Below are 16,926 nucleotides of genomic sequence, written 5' to 3' on the forward strand. Positions count from 1 at the left end.
TCGAATACTCAACCACGATTAGGAGGTGTACTATGGGACGTTTTATCTCGGCAGCCGTTTTACGAGATATGGCTAAATTAAACAAGACTGTTGTTTTAGAAGAAGATAGTGTCCTTACTCCCTCAGCAAAAGATCTCGCTAAAGAATTGGGGATTACCATTTGTAAGGGACGAGAAGAAATTGTTGGTCATAATGTTGTAGGTCAATCCGCCGGACAGAAACAAACTCCGGCTGTAAACTCTGCAGAGGCAGGAAACCAATCCGAGGATCTGAAAAAAGCAGTTCAGAAAATATTAGGTGAAGTGTTGAAACCCGCCTGTGAGAATCCAAAAGCAACTCATGTCAAAGGAGAAACCGTTGTAGTTCAGCCTTTTCTGGAGGCGCCTCCAGGACAAAAAGTGGGACTTGTCGATGTCATCGATTCCAGAGTCGGAAATCTTGCTTCAGGTTTTATGACCTTTGATCATTCCCAACTGCCTTGGTTCTTAAACTATGACGAAGTGGATTACGTCATTGAAGGGGAGTTTGTCCTTGAAGTTGCAGGACAAGTTTTCCGTGCTAAAGCAGGAGATGTCGTTTATATACCGAAAGGAAGCCAAGTTGTCTTCTCCTCGCCAACCTTTTGTAAAGTATTCTATTGCACCTACCCTGCTAACTGGGCAGATTTTTGCGATTAAGGACATTATGTCAGATTGGGGGATTGTTCAATGATATTAAAAGCAAAAGTTTATAACAAAATTTTTGCCTTCCAAAGTCTTAAAGAAGTTATGTCCAAAGCCAATGAAGAAAAATCAGGTGACGAGCTTGTTGGAATTGCTGCCAAATCAGCGTCTGAAAGAGTAGCGGCTAAATTAGTTCTCAGTAATCTTACCTTGGAAGATATTTATAATAATCCGGTGATCCCTTATGAAGAGGATGAAGTAACCCGGGCAATTTATGATGGGCTCAACTTAAGAATCTATCAAGAAATTAAAGGTTGGACAGTTGGGTATTTGCGCGAGTATATTTTAGACCATAAGACCACAGGGGAAAACTTAGCTCACATTAGCCGGGGGCTTACCAGTGAAATGATCGCTGCTGTCGCTAAGCTAATGTCAACCATGGACCTGGTCTTTGGGGCAAAGAAAATGCGCACTCAGTCTCACTGCAATACAACCTTGGGGGTGCCGGGAACCTTAGCATTCCGCTGCCAGCCCAACCACCCAACGGATAGTGTTGAAGGAATGATGGCCTCTCTTAAAGAGGGTTTGTCATACGGATCAGGGGATGCCGTCATTGGCATTAACCCTGTGGAAGATAATGTTGAGACAGTTTCACGCCTCTTGGAAACTGTTAAAAACTTCATGATAAAATGGGAAATACCGACACAAAACTGTGTCTTAGCTCATGTCACAACCCAGATGAAAGCCATTGAAAAAGGAGCTCCGGTGGATCTTGTTTTCCAAAGTATTGCCGGAACTCAAAAAGCCAATGATGCTTTTGGTGTAAGCTCTGAAATTCTTAATGAAGCTTTTGCCTTAGCTCAGAGAAAGGGTACAGCTACAGGTCCAAACCTCATGTATTTTGAGACCGGACAAGGCTCCGAAGTGTCTTTAGATGCTCATTTAGGTGTTGATATGATGACCTTGGAAGCAAGAACTTATGGATTTGCCCGGGGCTATCGTCCCTTCATGACTAATAATGTTTCCGGGTTTATTGGACCGGAGACCATTTATTCCGGACGGGAAGTCATCCGTGCAGATTTAGAGGACTTATTTATGGGTAAGCTTCACGGTCTGCCTATGGGTATTGCGCCCTGTTATACAAACCATATGAAAGCAGATCAAAATGATCAGGAAATGGGAACCCTTCTTTGTGCAATGGCCGGTTCAAACTTCTTCATGGGAGTGCCAGGCGGGGATGATGTTATGTTAAGTTATCAGGATACCAGTTACCATGATGATGCAACGACCCGCGAAGTCTTAGGGTTACGTCCGCTTCCTGAGTTTGAGAAGTGGTTGGAGAAAATGGGCATCCTAGAAGACGGCAAATTAACAGAGAGAGCCGGAGACCCATCCATTTTTGATAAATAGGGAGGCGAATCGAGGTGGCAGTCGCAAATAATGAATTAGAAAAAGTCATTATCCAAAGTATTATGGAAGAGCTCGCTAAGAAAGGACTGCTTTCACAAAAGGGCAAAGACCATGTGATGTCAGCAGCGATGATGGATACGCCAATTGTCCCTAGCACAGATTCCGAGGAAATGGTAACTTTTCCTCCTCAAGAAGAGATGCAGGTTGCAAATCCATTTAATGCGGATGCTGTTAGGGCTATGAAAAAATTGACTCCGGCAAGAATTGGTATCGGCAGAGCCGGAACTCGACCTAAGACCATGTCCTTGCTAAGGTTCTTAGCGGATCATGCTGTAGCTCAGGATGCGGTATTTCTCGATGTTTCAGAGGAGTTTCTGCAACGAATGAATCTGATGTCAGTGCAAAGTGCTGCAGCCAGCAAAGACGAGTTTCTGCAGCGACCGGATTTGGGACGTCGTTTGTCAGAAGAAGCCGTGAAAACTATCTCGGAAAAATGCGAGAAAAATGTTCAAGTTCAGATATTGATTGTTGATGGACTAAGTTCAAGTTCTATCGAGGCTAATATCCCTGATCTGCTGCCGGCCTTGATGCAAGGATTGAAATCTGCCGGCATTAAAGTCGGTGCGCCCTTCTTTATTAAGAACGGAAGGGTATGGGTTCAAGACCATGTTGCTTCCATCGTCAATTGTGATGTGGTCATCTCCTTGATTGGTGAGCGTCCGGGACTGGGAACGGCAGAAAGTCTTAGTGCCTACATGATTTATCGTCCTGACAGCAATACGGTTGAAGCAGACCGCACCGTTATTTCTAATATTCATAAAGGCGGTATCCCGCCTGCTGAAGCAGGTGCTCATCTTGTAGATGTTCTTCAACAAATTCTTGCTGCTAAAGCTAGTGGGGTTAAGCTGAACCAGCAAAAATAGGGTGGGTGATAAAATGCCCGAATCGACAAATCAAAGGATCACGAGCGTGGGCATTGATATTGGAACCACAACTACCCAACTGGTGATCAGCCAATTGACTATTGAAAATACAGCTTCGGGAAGCTTAGTTCCCCATGTGGAGATCACAGACAAGGAAGTTATCCATCGCAGCCAGATCTATTTTACCCCTCTTATAGACCGCGACTTAGTGAACGCGGTTGCGGTCTCTAAGATCATGGAATCTGAATATCAGGCTGCGGGATTAACCCCTGACATGATTGATACAGGTGCCGTGATTATAACGGGAGAAACAGCTAAAAAAGAAAATGCCAAAGCGATTATTGATGCCTTGGCGGGATTTGCCGGTGACTTTGTAGTGGCTACTGCAGGTGCTAACTTAGAAGCAATCTTTGCAGGCAAAGGCTCCGGAGCAGCTTTGTATTCTGCTCAAAGACACCAAGTAGTTGTCAATATTGATGTAGGTGGAGGAACGTCGAATTATGCTGTTTTCTTTGAGGGCAAGGCCGTTGATTCTTCCTGCATTAATGTTGGAGGCCATTTAATTGAATTTGAACCATCGGGGGACAGAATCACTTATATATCCGAGCCGGCAAAAATTACTTTGCAGGCTACAGGTCAAAGGCTGCAGGCGGGAGAACGCATAACGCTGCCTCAACTTCGTCCGGTTATTAAAGCTATGGCTGATAGTGTCGTTGATGTGCTCCAGACAACCATGCCTGCCGGATTGACAAAAGACCTGCTAATGACACCTCCATTAAAGCTGGAACATACCATTCGAAAAGTCATGATTTCCGGAGGAGTAGCGGATTATGTCTATGCTTCTGAAGGACCTGCCAATATGGAAGAGGTGACCGCCTTCGGAGATTTTGGCCCTTTGCTGGGCTGGGAATTGAAAGTGGCCCTAGAAGCTGCCGGGTTTGTACTAGAAAAGCCTAATGAGACTGTAAGAGCAACGGTTATTGGCACAGGTACTCAATCCGTCAACTTAAGCGGCAGTACTATCCATCTCCAGGAGAATACCTTGCCCCTGCGTAATGTCATGGTGATTTCTCCCTTTATCTCAGACATCCCTGAAACTCCTCAAAAAATAGGGGAAATTGTAAAAAATGAAATTCTCCGTCTGCAAGTTGATCACTCCGAAGCAGTGGCGGCTATTGCTATGAAAGGTCCTCGAACTATGTCTTTTGCTGACATTAATAGCTTGGCGCAGGGTTTGCTTTGGGGGTTGGAGGATTATCTTTGCAAGGATAAACCTATTATTCTGGTTATCGAAGCGGATTGTGGAAAAGTATTGGGTCAGTGTATTAATGCTTTAGCAGATCGACACTTTGAATTGATCTGTATTGATCAAGTAGAGGTGGACAATTGCGATTACATCGATATCGGAAAGCCTCTTATGGCCGGTCGTGTTGTACCAGTCGTTTTAAAGACATTAGTCTTCAATCGCTGATGGAAATTTACACACCTCTATAAGATGATAGCCTTAGTAGTCATTGGCGACTGGAATATTAACATTTTTCAGTCGCTTTCTTATTAAGCTGTAGTAATTAAAAGGATTTTGACGTTTTTTGACGAATAATATTTTGAATTTATAAGTGCACGAAAAGTGCTATTTACCCCTTAATGGAAGGATGAGTTCAATGCCTCAAACATTAGATTCTAACCTTCTGGACCCTAAATACCTCGAGGAAAATTTGGGTAGCTTTCATGACGCAACCGGGTTGCATATCGAGGCTATCAATAACGAAGGGGAGACTTTTTCGGTACCCGGGAACTTTGAACGGAGTGAATTTTGCAAATATATTCGCAGTCAGCCTTGCGGAGAAAAAAAATGCATGGACTCTTATAAACGAGCCAGTATGGAGGCTGCCAAATGGGAAGAGCCATATTTCTTTCGTTGTCATGCTGGTTTAGTTATCTGGGCTGTCCCGATCATGATTCGTGGGGTCTCGATAGGAAGCATTATCTGTGGTCAAGTACTCATGTGGGAACCCGATCATTTTTTCTTTCAGGAACTAAAAAAACTTAATGCCGGCATAGATAACTTTGAATGGCTGAAAAACATGGCCTGTAAGCTGGAAGTTGTTTCTCCTTCTCGTTCACAAGCTGCAGCGGATATGCTTTTTGTAGTCGTCAATCATATTGTCAAACGAAACATCAATAGTTTAGAGGAAATTGCAGCAACCAGGCAGCAGCAGCAACAAATCCGTCAAGAAATTGAGGAGCGTAAGAAAAAGAATATTCCGGATCTTGATAATTATGATGATTATTTAAAGAAAGAGCGTAAGCTTTTACGTTATATACGAATGGGTGACAGAACCAGAGCTAATCAAACCCTGCAAAGTTTACTGACGGATCTCCATACAAGAACAGTAGGGGATTTGGAGACAGTGAAGGTTAGAATTCTGGAGTTAGCGACGTTGTCCTCCAGAGCCGCTGTGGAAGGCGGAGCCAATGCTGAACGGATTATGGGTTTACTTAAAGATTTTAACAGGGAAATTGAAGGGGAAGGCTTTGAACGAGTAGAGAAGTACTTTTATAAGATTCAAAGTATTGTAGAGACCTTTTTAGAGGGTATGTTTACTCTTGCCGATAAGAAACATATTGCTATCGTAAAGAGTGCCCGGGATTTTATCATGGAAAACTATGCTTTGCCTCTCACTGTCAATGATGTAGCACAGCATTTATTTATTAGCCCTTCCCATCTTTCACGCTTGTTCCGCGAAGAATTAGACTGTACTATTAACGATTATTTAACCAGAGTTAGGGTTGAACAGGCTGTCGAAATCATGAAAAAACCTGAATTCTCCGTTGCTCAGGTGTCAAAAGCCGTAGGATTTAAGAACCAAAGTTATTTTTGCAAAGTTTTTAGAAAGTATATTGGGGTTACGCCTCTGACTTACAAAAACAGCTTGTACTAGAAGGTGATAATTATGGTATTTCAAGCCATTATCAAATCCATCGCCACAGGAAATGCTGAACAAAGCTTAATCTTAACCAAACGTGCCTTAGCGCAAGGCTTTTCGGCAGAATCCGTTCTGGAAAAAGGTTTGATTGCGGGAATGGACCGTGTCGCTGAAAAGTTTCGCGAGCAAAGGGTTATGGTTCCTGAGGTGCTTATGGCTTCGCGGGCAATGCATGCGGGGTTAAGTCTTATTGAACCCTTATTAACCGATGTAGAAAGAAAGAGCAACGGAAAAATCGTCATGGGTACCGTTGCAGGGGATTTGCATGATATCGGCTTAAGCCTTGTGAAAATGCTGATTATGGCCACGGGGCTGGAGGTAATTTACCTGGGAGTAGATGTTACCCCAAAAAAGTTTGCAAGCATCGTAAAAAAAGAAAAACCCAATATTCTCATGATGTCAGCTTTGCTGACGACGACAATGACTGTCATGAAAGATGTTATTGATGAATTAGAGTCCTTGGGGATTCGCAAGAACTTGATTATTATTGTTGGGGGAGCTCCTATTGATCCGGGTTTTGCTAAGCGTATAGGCGCTGATTATTATTTTGAAGATGCTTTTGAAGTGAAAGCCTTTCTAGAAGACAATATTACGAAGCTAATACCTAAAAAACCCCTTAATAAGTGAACGAATGAGGCAGATTATTCATACTTCGATGTGAAAAATCTGCCTTTTTCGCATAATATATCTTTATATCGACATGGATTATCAGTATCTACAAAATAGTAGGAATATTCAATTGGTTGTAATACGTCAAAACGAGCAGAAATGTGTTAGTAAAAAAATGAATGAAAATGCTATGATTAAACCATAAAAGAGCGGATCACATTTATATACGACGTTTCTGAGCGTTGAAATAAGGGGGGATCATCAACATGAACACAAGTAAAATGAGACGTCTTGAAGAACTTAGTGTCAACCAAACGTTTACTATGTTTACCCAGAGTGAGGACCTCAAAAACATTGCAACTCAATTCTTCGAATCAATGGATTCAGTTCTTTCCCATAATCAAATAGTCGATGTACTAAAAGATTATGATCTTGGGACTGTTACTGCTGTTTACGAGATATATGGCGGGTATGTTAATCGAAGTTTTGGAATCTACACTGAAAAAGAAGGAAAACAAAACGAATACTTTGTGCGGAAATATAAGTATGGTGTCAAAGAGTCCGAAATCGTCTTTGAACATTTGATGATTGATTACTCCAAAACTCATGGTTTGGATATTGTTGCCGGAGTCATTCGAACGAAAGACGGCTCAAGCTATGTAAAAAGATCCGAGGGCGTCGATGGGAACCAGACGGATATTTTCTTTGCAGTCTATGAGTTTTTAGAAGGGGAGGACTTGTATACTTGGGATACTCCTAACCTAACGGACGGAGAGACTGCAAGTGCTGCCGGAGTTCTTGCTTCCTTCCATAATGCTGCCAAAGATTTTGATCCCAAAGGCTTAAAGAGAGTAGAACCAAAAATCATGGACTTCCTCCCAACTCTGCATGAAAAATATATAGGCTTAGCCCAAAAGGATATCGATACAAAGTTTCACAAATATTATAACAGCAAACTTAAGGCAATCTTAGAGATGATTGATAAGTCACAAATTCCCCAAGAAATTGTTAATAAGATGCCGTATACACCCTGTCATAGTGACTTTCATGCCGGGAACTTGAAGTATAAAGATGATAAAGTTGTAGGGTTATTCGATTTTGACTGGTCTAAAATAGATCTTCGGCTCTTTGACGTTTGCCTAGCTTTAGCCTATTGCTGCAGCTCCTGGCAAGATGAAAAGGATGGGGATTTGCTTCTTGATAAATGCAGCATCTTCTTAAAAGCCTACCAAAGTAAACTGGTTGAACTAGGAGGACTTGAACCACTCAATGCATTGGAACTTGAATGGCTGCCTACGATGATGGCTGCTGCCAATATTTATTTAATTAACTGGGACGTATTAGCTTATTATGCTGGAAAGAATTTAAATGAGTATGAGTATATTGCTTATCTACAACATAACATTCGTTTAATGATTTGGATTGAAAACCACAAAGCGGAGATTGCTGAGCTTGGCAAATCTCTGTAGTGGTTTCCATCATAAAAGTTAAAGAAATAAAGAGAAAAAGATTGCTAGTAGAAGAGAGGAGAAAAAGTTATGGAGTTCACAAAATTCTTTAGTCAGGCAGAAGCAGAGCGTGTGCACGAAGCTTCGCTGGAGATCCTGGAAAACGTGGGGATGCTGGTTCGTAATCCCAAAGCACTTGACATCTTTGAGAAAAATGGCTGTCAAGTTGACAGAGAGACCATGCTGGTTAAGTTCCCTCGGGCTGTTGTGGAAAAAGCCAGAGAAACATTTGTGCCGACCTACACATTTACAGCGCAAGATCCAAAATTTGATGTCACGTTGCCCAGCAACCGCCCTGTTGTTGTTACAGGAAGCTCAGCCCCAAATGTGATTGACCCAAAAACAGGGGAAGAGCGCAGAGCTACTTCTGATGATATTGCTAATATCGCCTACTTGATTAATGAGCTGCCTGGATTTGACGTTTTTTCAATATCAACCTTGGCTGAGGATGCTCCGGAAGGTCAGTTCAGTCTGTCGCGGTTTTATCCGGCACTTAAAAACTGTAAAAAACCTGTTCGCAGCAACACCCCTAACATGAATGACCTTAAAGTCGTTTTAGAATTAGGAGCATTGATTGCCGGAGGAGAGGACAAATATCGCGAACGTCCCTTTATTAATCACCACTATTGCCCTGTAGTTTCCCCTTTGACCTTTGACGTGGAGTCTACGGAAGCTGTTATTTACCTCGTTGAACAAGGTTTGCCGGTCTATGGTACCATTGTTCCTAATGCAGGGATGACTTCCCCCCTCAGCTTGATGGGTACACTGGTGCTTGGCAATGCTGAGTTCTTGGGATTGGCAACCCTAATTCAAATGATTCGTCCCGGCGCTCCAATGATTTATGCAGTTTTATCTACAGTAGCTGACATGAGAACAGGGGCCTATGCACCGGGTGCTATTGAAACAGGTATGCTGCAAATGGGGCATACAGAAATGGCCAGATATTATAATGTTCCTTCCGGCGGATATATCGGGCTGACTAATGCTCATACCAACGACGCTCAATCCGGATATGAGACGGGAATGAATACGACAGCTGCATTACTGGCTGGAGCAGATCTGTTCAATATGGGCGGTTTGTTGGGAAGCCTGATGGCTTTTGATTTTGGCAAAGCCGTCATTGATAACGAAATTGCCCTCATGCTTAAACGATTGAAAAAGGGTTATGAGTATAGTGAAGAAAATCTCTGCTTAGATCTGATTGCTCAAGTCGGACCTGGCGGAAGCTATATGGATTTGGATCATACCATGAAAAATATGCGTACTATTGCGGTATTGCCTAAAGTAGCCACAAGGGAAATGCGCCGCCGTTGGGAAGATCAAGGAAAACCTGATGCACACAGCCGGGCTATGAAAGAAGCAACTAAAATTCTTAGCAAACCCAATAAATCCCGTTTTACAGAGGAAATGGATGCTAAAGTTCGAGCTCATTTCAAAGGACTGGTTGCCGGAGACGCTAAGTGGAGTTTGTAGTTTTCATTGAAAGATAGTGCTCCAGGGGTCGGGCAGCTTCGCCATATCCGTGCAAGTAAGTTAATTCGTGCGAAGACAGTGTCTGCAAGAAGGGATAATCCGTGCGAAAACAGTGTTTTCGTGTACCGCAGCATTTCGAGGCTCGCCCATTCGCGGCTGCGGGAGCTACCTTCAGCGGGTAAGTATTCTTTTGAGATAGCCGCTTCGGCGAAAATGTCCACCGGACACTTTCGTGCCAAACCTCCGGGTAGTACCTGATGTTAACCATGGCTTCGCAATCCCCGCAACCGCTTTGTAGGCTTTTACCGCCTCTCCATGCAATGGGTTCACTCCTGTGGGACGAAGCCGCCCTGGCTCTCGGGTCTGGGGATTCATTAGAATAGTTTTTGGGTTGTTTCAGGATAAGTTCTAAAGTAGTACAAGGTTGAAGACAAATGTCATGGCCCAAAGGGCCAATAGGAAAGGATGAGATTAATGAGCATACAGGATATTTATGATGCAGTTGTGGAATTTAGCATTGACAAAGTGGTTGCTAAGGTAAATGCAGAGATAGCCAATAAGACAGAGGTTTCTGAAATTCTCAGAAATGGATTGATTGCGGCCATGGACGAAGTAGGACAGCGTTATTCTGAAGGAGAATTCTTTGTTCCGGAAATGTTGATGGCAGCTAAAGCTATGAAAGCCGGACTGGAAGTATTGAAACCCCTCTTATCCCAAGGGGATAGTGATAAGAAAGGAACCATCGTTATCGGAACTGTCAAAGGCGACTTACATGACATCGGTAAAAACTTAGTGGCAATGATGATGGAAGGAGCAGGCTTTGAGGTTTATGACCTGGGTGTTGATGTGGATACCGAAAAATTCCTGGCTACTGCTAAAGAGAAAAATGCTGATGTCATCTGCATGTCGGCCCTATTAACTACGACAATGCCTTCCATGGAAGTCACCGTAAAAGCTATTCGTGAACAGGGATTGAGCTATAAGACAATGGTTGGCGGAGCTCCTGTTTCAGAAGACTTTGCTAAGAAGATCGGTGCAGACGGCTGGAGTACCGACGCTCCTGGAGCAGTGGAAACTGCTCGTAAGCTAACAGCAAAATAATTATTAGCTAACATTTGATTTTATAGGTTAAAACAGACTTAAAGGATCAGAACTGACTTCAAATTAAGTCATATTGACTTCGGTTTGAAGTCAGTTTATTGAGAACTAAGTCTCGGATGACTTAATTATTGAAAATCTAATACTCATAATTTAAAATTTACCTTAAATATCAGACATATTTGACAAAAACTTAGCGAATTATTGCGTATATTTAAAAAAGACTATTAATAATTGGTGTTGGCATGGAATTTGCTATATAATTAATAGCAATCGTAATTAAGTTAAATTTGAGGAGGAAAACGTACATGTTAGTTGTCGGAGAATTGATTAATGCGAGTCGTAAAGCTATTGGGGAAGCCATCAAGGCTCAAGATGCTGAATATATCAAAAAGGTGGCTAAGGACGAGCGTGAAGCCGGTGCTGACTTTATTGATGTTAACGCGGGTATCTTTGTCGGTAAAGAACCTGAATACTTAAAATGGCTTGTTACCAACGTACAAGAAGCAGTGGATGCACCTTGCTGTATTGACAGCCCAGACCCAAAAGCCATTGAAGCAGCTTTGTCAGTACACAAAGGCGTTGCCATGATTAACTCCATTTCTCTGGAAAAAGAACGTTATGACGCACTCATTCCTGTAGTAGCCGGAACTGACCTGAAAGTTGTCGCTCTTTGCATGAGTGACGAAGGTATGCCGGAAACCATGGATGCTCGTTTGAAAATTGCCGAAAAACTTATTGACGGACTGGTTAAAAACAACGTACCCCTCCAAAATATCTATGTAGATCCCTTGGTTCAGCCGGTTTCTACAAACAGCACCTTCGCTGTAGAGTTTATCAATTCTGTAGAAGCTATTATGACTCGCTTTAAAGGCGTTCACACAATTTGCGGTCTTTCCAACGTATCCTATGGATTGCCTGTCCGCAAATTCATGAACCAAGCCTTCGCGATTATGGCTATTGGTAAAGGCTTGGATGGCCTTATTATTAACCCCTTAGATAAGATGATGATGGCTAGCTTAGTTACTGCTGAAGCTCTTGCTGGACGGGATGACTATTGTGTTAACTACCTCAAGGCTTTCCGAAACAACCAATTTGACTTCTTAGGTTAATCCTTGTTGGTTAACGAAGCTGCTGGATCTATAAAACCAAATAGCGATCATTTATGATCGAGTATTTAGAAAATAAGATCCCCTTCTCTTGATCAGAGTAGGGGATCTTACACAATAGAATTCTTTAATTTTCGTTGGTTCGGGACTAAGGGGGAAGACGTATGGCGCTTGTAATGTTTGATTATGATGGTGTAATTGTTGATTCCTTAGACGTTTTCGTTTCCCGCTTTTCACAAGCTTGTCTGGAGAATGGATTCCAAGAAATCAAAGAACCTAAGGATGTCATTTCTTTTTTTGATGGAAATGTTTATGAGACGATGATGAGCTGTGGAATTCAGGAATCTGCCATAGATAATATACTTAAAAGGTATGAAATATTACAAAGTGAACAATTGACGCAGCTTGAACTCTTTGATGGCATCGGTAAATCATTACAGCGGATCTCAGAAAAACACCACATTTATGTTATTACTTCGAATCTTTCCAGTGCAACAAAACAGATACTGCAGATGAACGGAATCGATTGTTTTAACGATGTTATTGGTGCTGAAAAGGAAAAGAGCAAGATTAAAAAAATTCAGAGAGTCATGGCATTGCATCCGGGTATCCCTGCTTATTATGTAGGAGATACTAAAGGAGACATGATTGAAGGGAGAAAGGCCGGAACTAAAACCATCGGAGTGACTTGGGGATGGCACACTCCTGAAAAGATTCAAGAAGGTGACCCGGATTATCTTGTCAATACCCCTGAAGAACTTGTGGATTTTCTGGTTAAGGCATAAATAAGAAGGAAAAACAATTAGATAGATCGAATATTCATATAAAAGGAAAATTGTTTCTGATCGCTGTTTTTTTCATGAAGAAGAGCCTATAAGGAGGACAATATGGAAATTAAAATACTTCCCAACCGAGTTATAACTGCAAACGACAATGAGACATTGATGGAAGCTCTTACTCGTCACCAATTACCGGTAGATAATGTTTGTAATGGCCGGGGCACTTGTGGCAAGTGCAAAGTTCGGATTATTGGTAATCTGCCGGCTCCGAGTTCTTCAGATTTAAAGCACCTTAATGATGTCGAACTTCAGGCAGGATTCAGGCTGGCTTGTACCGTAGTTCCCCAAGAGGGGATGTCTGTGGAACTTAACTTTGTAGAAAGCCAAGATCGAAAAGAAAGTGCTCTTAAAGGATTAAAAGTAGCTGCCTTAGCACCACGAGTCAAAAAGGTCTGTATAACTGTGGACAAACCATCCTTACAGGACGAACGAGGAGACTGGGACCGGGTGATGGATGCCTTAAGCACCGTCACAGGGGAATTCTACAATCGCCCAAGCTTATATGTCCTGCGCAAAGTGACCGAGGTAATGCGGGCTGACAAGTATGTTCTGACAGTGACGATTTTCGATGACGAGATTTTAGAAATTGAACCCGGAGACACTGCCCAGAGATTGTATGGGGTTGGCGTGGATATTGGGACAACCAGTGTCGGACTGGCTGTGTATGATCTGACCAACGGTGAGCTTCTCAAGGTCGTTTCAGTAGAAAATGAGCAGACGGCCTATGGTGCCGATGTTATTTCACGGATTTCTTTTGCCAAAGAAAATCAAAAAAATGCCAAAGCTTTGCGGAGTGCCGTACAAAGAACGATTAATCACTTATTGAAAGAGCTGGAGTCTAAAACAGATGTGATTAAAGGCGAAATCGTTAAGATGACTATTGTAGGAAATACTACTATGCATCATCTTTTGCTGGGGTTGAATGTTGCCCATTTAGCAGTATCACCTTTCGTTTCAGCCAGCAATATACCCCTGGAATTCAGTGCTCATGAGTTAGGATTGGATATCAACCAACAGGCCAAAGTTTTCCTTTTGCCTAACATAGGAAGTTTTGTCGGGGGAGACACAGTGGGGGCTATTGTTGGTGCTCCGGAAGTCTTGGAGCCAGGGAACCATTTGCTCATCGATTTAGGCACTAACTGCGAGTTATTCCTAAAAACGGATAAAACCATGTTGTCATGCTCCACAGCCGCCGGTCCAGCCTTCGAAGGAGCTGGAATTGCCTATGGAATGCGGGCAAAGCAGGGGGCCATTGAAGGAGTATCGATTACGGAAAGCGGTGTTGACTGTAAAGTAATCGGAGATCAGGAGCCTATTGGAATTTGCGGCTCAGGTCTTATCGAGGCAATCGATGAAATGAAACGATCCGGGGTTATTAATAAGCAAGGAAAGATTGCTGTGCCGGAAACGGCCGAGGAGCTGTCTGACGAACTTAAGAAACGAATCAGGACAGCGGATAGGGCCCGTGAATTTATCCTGGCTTTTGGCTCAGAACAACGATCAGATGTAACCATCAGTCAAAAAGATGTGGGTGAACTGCAGTTGGCCAAAGGTGCAGTCTGCGCCGGCATTAAAACTTTAGCAGAAATGTCGGGTATCAGTGTTGCGGAATTGGATTCTGTTATTTTATCAGGAACCTTCGCGACTTATCTAAAGGCTGAGAATATTTTAAATATTGGTCTGGTTCCCGATATTCCGCCGGAAAAGATTAAGATGGTGGGAAATGCTGCTCATGTGGGGGCTATACGTACACTTCTGGATCACCAGGAAATGGATATGGCGGAAGATCTCTATCGAAAAATCAGCCATATTGAGCTAGGCGGAAGTGCTACATTCTCTAATTTCTTTATGAATAGCTTATATTTAGAACGTTTAAGTTAAGTAAAAGTTAAGAAAAGACTGAAAATGTCTTAAAATATTGTCCAAGAAGAGTTATAATAGTTAGAGAATAAAAGGACAATGTCCAAAAATTATTTGGCAATAAGGGAGAGGAACTTAGTAATGGAAAATAAATTCAAAGAGTCACTTCTTGACAAAAACACCTTGTCAGTGACTTGGGAGCTTGTTCCGGGCAGAGGAGCCAACGAAAAGGCCCAAGTCACAGCCATCGCTTCGGCAGAGCAAGCGGCCAAAGGCGGCAGAGTACACGCCTTGACGATTACCGACAACCCCGGAGGAAATCCGGCAATTCTTGCGGACACTTTAGGAATGGAAATTGTCAAGATGGGAATTGAGCCTCTGGTTCATTTCACCTGCAAAGACAAAAACCGCAACCAAATGGAAAGCCAGCTCTATGCTTTAGATCGTGCCAAGGTTCGTAATCTCTTAGTTATGACAGGTGACTATACCTACTCCGGATTTAAAGGACGTCCTAAGCCGGTCTTCGATTTAGACCCCTCCAATGTTCTGCAGTTAATCACAGAAATGAATAAAGGTTTAGAAGTTCCCGGTATGAAGGGACCCACCTATCACGCACCCAGTGATTTCTTTGCCGGTGCGGCTGTCTCCCCCTTCAAGTCAACAGAAGCAGAGTTGATGGTGCAATACTATAAAATGAAGAAGAAAATTCAGGGCGGCGCACAGTTTATCGTGACTCAGCTGGGTTATGATGCTCGCAAATGTCATGAGGTTCTTCAGTTCTTAAAAGTAAATAACCTTGACATTCCTGTTGTAGGAAATATTTATGTGCTTCCTTATGGAGCTGCCAATGTCATGAACCAAAACAAATTGCCCGGTTGTGTGGTTACAGACAAATTACTGGCCCAACTCAATGAAGAGAAAACTGCCCCGGATAAAGGGGTTGAGCAAAGAATGCTCCGGGCTGCCAAGATGTATGCTTTCATGAAGGGTATGGGCTTTGCCGGGGTGCATATCGGAGGACACAATCTGAAATACGAACAAGTGGAGTTCATCATTGACAAAGGGGAAGAACTCTATCCAAACTGGCAGGACTATATTAAAGAATTTGACTATCCTCAGGATAACGGCTTCTATTACTTTGAAAAGGATGAGAAGACAGGTCTTAATACAGACCGGCCAACCAACCGGGCTAATCGTCCTTTAGATGCTCCCTCCGGATTTATGAACTCGATGATGAGGGGCATGCACAGTCTCATGTTTACTCCTAATAAGAAGCTCTTCCCTGTTATGCGCAAAATGTATCATGCAGCTGAAGGCAGTAAAAAAGCTGAGAAGAGACTTCATGCTCTTGAGCATATCGCTAAAGTTGTCATGCTTGACTGTAAGGATTGCGGCGACTGCGCTATTTTGGATCTCGGTTATCTCTGCCCAATGTCCCAGTGTCCTAAGAATCAGCGTAACGGAGCCTGCGGCGGCAGCAGGGATGGTTGGTGTGAGGTATTCCCCAACGAGAAAAAATGCGTTTGGGTAAGAGCTTATGCCAGACTAAAGAAGTATAATGAAGAGCACACCTTAGATGTTCCACCGGTTCCACCCGCAAACTGGGAGTTATATCAAACCTCATCCTGGTCTAATTTCTACTTAGGAAAGGACCATTCGGCACCTATCTTAGGAATTAAACGTCCGGAAAGCAAAATTAAAAAATAAATTTTAAAATTTAATTTTGGAGGAGCATATTATGGCAACAGGAGTTATTAAAGCAGGAGCCTGTGGCTTCACAATTAATGTGAAAGCTGAAAGTGGTGACAATCATAAAGTAAAACTGGAAATAACCAGTGATTGTCCCAATTACCAAAAGATAGCCGCAGAATTACAAGAAGTTGATGCCTTCCAAGAAATTTTTAATAAGCTGCATATGGGCAAAGTTTATGAAACCTTTGCTAAATACAGCCCGCATCCCAGCTGCCCTGGAGTTTCCGGGATTATGAAGTCCATTGAAGTGGCAGCAAGCTTGGCTTTGCCTCAAAATGCAAGTATTAGCGTAACCAGAGAGTAAGTTTTAACCTGAACTTTATCATGCCTTAAGGCCCATTGACGATTGGAGAATTCGTCAATGGGCCATTTTTTAGAGGGAATATAATGCATTTTTTGCTTTGGATTGTGTTTTTTGCCCGTTAGGGCGACGCTTTCTTCGAATTGACGGGAGCACGATTAAAAAATTAAATTAGAGATAAAAATAATAAAAAATCTTCTTTAAGGGAAGGAAAACTCAGGCTATTTCTTGAATTATGTAGATTACAGGAAAACATCATTGAAAATTGTATTGAGGCAATTTGATGAATACCTCTTGGCGATATTTTGTGAACTTGTGAAAGGTCACGTTATAATGGAGGGGAGTGTTAAGAGAAAAAGCCAGAGATTTGAGGTGAACTTAAAGAGTTTTTACTC

Annotated in this window: 15 protein-coding genes; 14 read left to right on the top strand and 1 reads right to left on the bottom strand. The window is 42.5% G+C overall.

Features of this window, described 5'->3' with window-relative positions:
• The first annotated feature begins 32 nt into the window (after positions 1 to 32).
• The 8 genes from DESOR_RS08020 to DESOR_RS08055 all read left to right on the top strand — a co-directional run bounded on the left by DESOR_RS08020 (position 33) and on the right by DESOR_RS08055 (position 9,572).
• Positions 33 to 677: a cupin domain-containing protein gene (locus DESOR_RS08020; protein WP_014184104.1), complete on the top strand. Its 645-nt coding sequence runs from the start codon at positions 33 to 35 to the stop codon at positions 675 to 677.
• Between the two features lie 30 nt (positions 678 to 707).
• A complete protein-coding gene (locus DESOR_RS08025) occupies positions 708 to 2,072 on the top strand; it encodes an ethanolamine ammonia-lyase subunit EutB (RefSeq protein ID WP_014184105.1) in 1,365 nt (454 codons plus the stop codon).
• Between the two features lie 14 nt (positions 2,073 to 2,086).
• Positions 2,087 to 2,995 (top strand): ethanolamine ammonia-lyase subunit EutC, encoded by a 909-nt coding sequence (gene eutC / locus DESOR_RS08030; RefSeq protein WP_014184106.1) that lies wholly within the window; start codon positions 2,087 to 2,089, stop codon positions 2,993 to 2,995.
• A gap of 13 nt (positions 2,996 to 3,008) precedes the next feature.
• Positions 3,009 to 4,466 carry an ethanolamine ammonia-lyase reactivating factor EutA gene (locus DESOR_RS08035; protein WP_014184107.1) on the top strand — a complete coding sequence of 486 codons (1,458 nt, stop codon included), beginning with the start codon at positions 3,009 to 3,011 and terminating at the stop codon, positions 4,464 to 4,466.
• A 190-nt stretch (positions 4,467 to 4,656) separates the two neighbouring features.
• Positions 4,657 to 5,937: a PocR ligand-binding domain-containing protein gene (locus DESOR_RS08040; protein WP_014184108.1), complete on the top strand. Its 1,281-nt coding sequence runs from the start codon at positions 4,657 to 4,659 to the stop codon at positions 5,935 to 5,937.
• A 12-nt stretch (positions 5,938 to 5,949) separates the two neighbouring features.
• A complete protein-coding gene (locus tag DESOR_RS08045; RefSeq protein ID WP_014184109.1) occupies positions 5,950 to 6,609 on the top strand; it encodes a corrinoid protein in 660 nt (219 codons plus the stop codon).
• A gap of 248 nt (positions 6,610 to 6,857) precedes the next feature.
• The gene (locus DESOR_RS08050; RefSeq protein ID WP_014184110.1) at positions 6,858 to 8,060 is read left to right on the top strand and encodes a phosphotransferase; all 1,203 of its coding nucleotides are present in this window, start codon (positions 6,858 to 6,860) and stop codon (positions 8,058 to 8,060) included.
• Between the two features lie 69 nt (positions 8,061 to 8,129).
• Positions 8,130 to 9,572, top strand: coding sequence for a trimethylamine methyltransferase family protein (locus DESOR_RS08055; protein WP_014184111.1), 1,443 nt, complete (start codon positions 8,130 to 8,132; stop codon positions 9,570 to 9,572).
• 171 nt (positions 9,573 to 9,743) lie between these two features.
• On the opposite strand, the gene DESOR_RS28720 is transcribed toward DESOR_RS08055, so the two are convergent.
• Positions 9,744 to 9,947 (bottom strand): hypothetical protein, encoded by a 204-nt coding sequence (locus DESOR_RS28720; RefSeq protein ID WP_148265240.1) that lies wholly within the window; start codon positions 9,945 to 9,947, stop codon positions 9,744 to 9,746.
• A 99-nt stretch (positions 9,948 to 10,046) separates the two neighbouring features.
• Here DESOR_RS28720 and DESOR_RS08060 point away from each other — a divergent pair, with 99 nt between their 5' ends.
• From DESOR_RS08060 to DESOR_RS08085, 6 genes are all read left to right on the top strand, one after another.
• On the top strand, positions 10,047 to 10,673 hold the full coding sequence (locus tag DESOR_RS08060; protein WP_014184112.1) for a corrinoid protein: 627 nt from the start codon (positions 10,047 to 10,049) through the stop codon (positions 10,671 to 10,673).
• A gap of 305 nt (positions 10,674 to 10,978) precedes the next feature.
• Entirely contained in the window at positions 10,979 to 11,782 is an 804-nt protein-coding gene (locus tag DESOR_RS08065; protein WP_014184113.1) for a methyltetrahydrofolate cobalamin methyltransferase, read from the top strand.
• A gap of 161 nt (positions 11,783 to 11,943) precedes the next feature.
• Positions 11,944 to 12,564: an HAD family hydrolase gene (locus tag DESOR_RS08070; protein ID WP_014184114.1), complete on the top strand. Its 621-nt coding sequence runs from the start codon at positions 11,944 to 11,946 to the stop codon at positions 12,562 to 12,564.
• A 102-nt stretch (positions 12,565 to 12,666) separates the two neighbouring features.
• Positions 12,667 to 14,499, top strand: coding sequence for an ASKHA domain-containing protein (locus DESOR_RS08075; protein WP_014184115.1), 1,833 nt, complete (start codon positions 12,667 to 12,669; stop codon positions 14,497 to 14,499).
• 120 nt (positions 14,500 to 14,619) lie between these two features.
• Positions 14,620 to 16,185, top strand: coding sequence for a methylenetetrahydrofolate reductase C-terminal domain-containing protein (locus tag DESOR_RS08080; protein WP_014184116.1), 1,566 nt, complete (start codon positions 14,620 to 14,622; stop codon positions 16,183 to 16,185).
• A 31-nt stretch (positions 16,186 to 16,216) separates the two neighbouring features.
• Positions 16,217 to 16,534 (top strand): DUF6951 family protein, encoded by a 318-nt coding sequence (locus tag DESOR_RS08085; RefSeq protein WP_014184117.1) that lies wholly within the window; start codon positions 16,217 to 16,219, stop codon positions 16,532 to 16,534.
• Positions 16,535 to 16,926 lie beyond the last annotated feature (392 nt).

It is taken from the genome of Desulfosporosinus orientis DSM 765 (assembly GCF_000235605.1).
Lineage (GTDB): Bacteria > Bacillota > Desulfitobacteriia > Desulfitobacteriales > Desulfitobacteriaceae > Desulfosporosinus > Desulfosporosinus orientis.

Bases quoted from the DNA above. Each gene is read 5' to 3' on its own strand.
- DESOR_RS08020 (WP_014184104.1), top strand. From the start codon at position 33: ATGGGACGTTTTATCTCGGCAGCCGTTTTACGAGATATGGCTAAATTA.
- DESOR_RS08025 (WP_014184105.1), top strand. From the start codon at position 708: ATGATATTAAAAGCAAAAGTTTATAACAAAATTTTTGCCTTCCAAAGT.
- DESOR_RS08035 (WP_014184107.1), top strand. From the start codon at position 3,009: ATGCCCGAATCGACAAATCAAAGGATCACGAGCGTGGGCATTGATATT.
- DESOR_RS08040 (WP_014184108.1), top strand. From the start codon at position 4,657: ATGCCTCAAACATTAGATTCTAACCTTCTGGACCCTAAATACCTCGAG.
- DESOR_RS08045 (WP_014184109.1), top strand. From the start codon at position 5,950: ATGGTATTTCAAGCCATTATCAAATCCATCGCCACAGGAAATGCTGAA.
- DESOR_RS08050 (WP_014184110.1), top strand. From the start codon at position 6,858: ATGAACACAAGTAAAATGAGACGTCTTGAAGAACTTAGTGTCAACCAA.
- DESOR_RS08055 (WP_014184111.1), top strand. From the start codon at position 8,130: ATGGAGTTCACAAAATTCTTTAGTCAGGCAGAAGCAGAGCGTGTGCAC.
- DESOR_RS28720 (WP_148265240.1), bottom strand. From the start codon at position 9,947: ATGAATCCCCAGACCCGAGAGCCAGGGCGGCTTCGTCCCACAGGAGTG.
- DESOR_RS08060 (WP_014184112.1), top strand. From the start codon at position 10,047: ATGAGCATACAGGATATTTATGATGCAGTTGTGGAATTTAGCATTGAC.
- DESOR_RS08065 (WP_014184113.1), top strand. From the start codon at position 10,979: ATGTTAGTTGTCGGAGAATTGATTAATGCGAGTCGTAAAGCTATTGGG.
- DESOR_RS08070 (WP_014184114.1), top strand. From the start codon at position 11,944: ATGGCGCTTGTAATGTTTGATTATGATGGTGTAATTGTTGATTCCTTA.
- DESOR_RS08075 (WP_014184115.1), top strand. From the start codon at position 12,667: ATGGAAATTAAAATACTTCCCAACCGAGTTATAACTGCAAACGACAAT.
- DESOR_RS08080 (WP_014184116.1), top strand. From the start codon at position 14,620: ATGGAAAATAAATTCAAAGAGTCACTTCTTGACAAAAACACCTTGTCA.
- DESOR_RS08085 (WP_014184117.1), top strand. From the start codon at position 16,217: ATGGCAACAGGAGTTATTAAAGCAGGAGCCTGTGGCTTCACAATTAAT.